Origin of the sequence: Promicromonospora kroppenstedtii DSM 19349, assembly GCF_000515355.1 — a bacterium.
GTDB classification, from domain to species: domain Bacteria; phylum Actinomycetota; class Actinomycetes; order Actinomycetales; family Cellulomonadaceae; genus Promicromonospora; species Promicromonospora kroppenstedtii.
Genome location: NZ_KI911664.1, coordinates 1,348 through 3,195, shown reverse-complemented (window position 1 = coordinate 3,195; position 1,848 = coordinate 1,348). Strand labels below are relative to the sequence as shown.

Annotated in this window: 1 protein-coding gene; it reads right to left on the bottom strand. The window is 73.3% G+C overall.

The window, feature by feature from the left end:
- Window positions 1-1,848 (bottom strand): glycoside hydrolase family 97 protein (locus PROKR_RS11820; RefSeq protein ID WP_051432905.1); only part of this gene is annotated, 1,848 nt, incomplete at both ends.

Sequence of the window (1,848 nt, the reverse complement as noted above, 5' to 3'; positions counted from 1 at the left end):
GGCCCGCACCTCGACGGTGCTGCCGGGCTCGACGTCGGCCTCGGCCGGCTCGACGGTGATCATGGCGTCCGGCCGGGTCTCGACCGGGTCCAGGCAGGACTCGCGCCCGCCGGTCGCCGCGCAGACGACCGCGACGAACCCGCCGTTGGTCGCGGTCGGGACGCGCAGGGTGTCGCCTGCGTTGGTGCGCACCGTGGAGTGCACCGTGGCGGACCCGTCGGCGCCGTCGTCGGTCAGCAGGTCGACCTGCACCTTGCCGCCGCGCGTCAGGCCCGCCAGCGGGAGCAGCAGCGGGTCCCCGGAGCCGGCGCGCATGCCGCCCACGAACCAGCGGTCGCCGGACCGGCGCGCGAGCACGGCGTCCTTCCCCGGCGTGCCGCTCAGCAGCCGCACCTCGTCCCAGGTCGCCGGGATGTTCCGCAGGAACGGCAGCGCGTTGGGCTCGTCGTCGTACCCCTCGGGCTTGTCGGAGATGTGCTGCCAGCCCGACTCGTACGCGACCGCCATCGCCGCCTGCTGCGCCTTGGACGTCCTGTCGTTGTCGCGGGAGAAGACGACGGGCGTGAAGTCCATGGACCCCAGCACGTTGCGGGTGAACGGCACGATCAGGCTGCGCTCGGGGCTGATGCCGTTCTCCATGCCGCGCACCGCCTCGTAGCTCATGATGTGCGGCCAGGTGCGCTGCAGGCCGGTGGGCAGGGCGGCGCCGTGGAAGTTGACCATCAGCTCGTACCGGGCGGTGTCGCGGGCCACGTCGTCGTACCACTGGTGGATCTCCTGCGAGTCGGAGTCCATGAAGTCGACCTTGATGCCGCTCACGCCCCACGACTTCAGGCGCGGCAGCCACTCGTCGCGCTGCTCCTGGGTGCGCAGGTCGCGGCTGTGGAACCAGACGATGACGTCGACGCCACGGGTGTGCGCGTAGCGGACCGTGCGCGGCACCCAGCTCGCGTCCCAGCCCTCGTCGAGCAGCACGTACTCCCAGCCGTTGCGGGCGGACAGGTCGACGAAGTCGCGCTGCCGCGCCTCGTCGCGCGGGCTGCTCCCGTCGGTCAGCCAGCTCCAGCTCGACCGGCCAGGCCTGATCCAGTCGGCGGCCGGGTCCAGGGCGGCGGGCGTCGCGAGGTCGTCCACCAGCGTGGAGGCGACGACGCCCGGCAAGTCACCGACGATCGCGACCCGCCACGGCGTCGACAGGTCGCCGGTGGTGGTGACGGGGCGGCCCTCGAAGAGGTCGACGTCGTAGCGCAGCGCGCCGGCCTCGTGGGTCAGGTGGGAGCCCGAGTAGTCGCCGTGCAGGTCGGCCTCGGTGACCAGCACGTACCGGTCGCCCTGCCCGAACAGCACCGGGTACCCGACGCTGCCGGAGCCGTTGCCCGCCGCGGTGGTCGTGGTGCTCCACTCGGCCTCGTAGTTGACGGCGTAGGAGCGCTGCATCCACGCGGGGCCGTCGGCGGCCGGCTCCCAGGCGCCGGACTCGTCGTCGACCCGGTGCTCGCCCGGGCCGTCCAGGAGGTAGCGGTAGGCGACGCCGTCGTCGGACACGCGGACCGCGATCTTGAACCGGCCGCCGTCCGCAGCCGTGAAGGTGAAGACCGACTCGCGGTGCGTGTAGGTGCGCTGCCGGCTCTTGCCCGTGGACATGGCGTAGCTGTCGGAGACCGTGCGGTCGGCCCGGCCCGCGAACGTGAGGCCCGTGGTGAGGTCGCCGTCGCTGCCCCGCAGGCCCAGGCGCGTGGCCGAGACCACGGCGTCCCCCTCGTCGAGCACGTCGAGCGTGACCTGGCCGGCGCCGTCCAGGCTCAGCAGCCCGTCGAGGCGCGAGCCGCGCGGACCGTCCACGCGCCA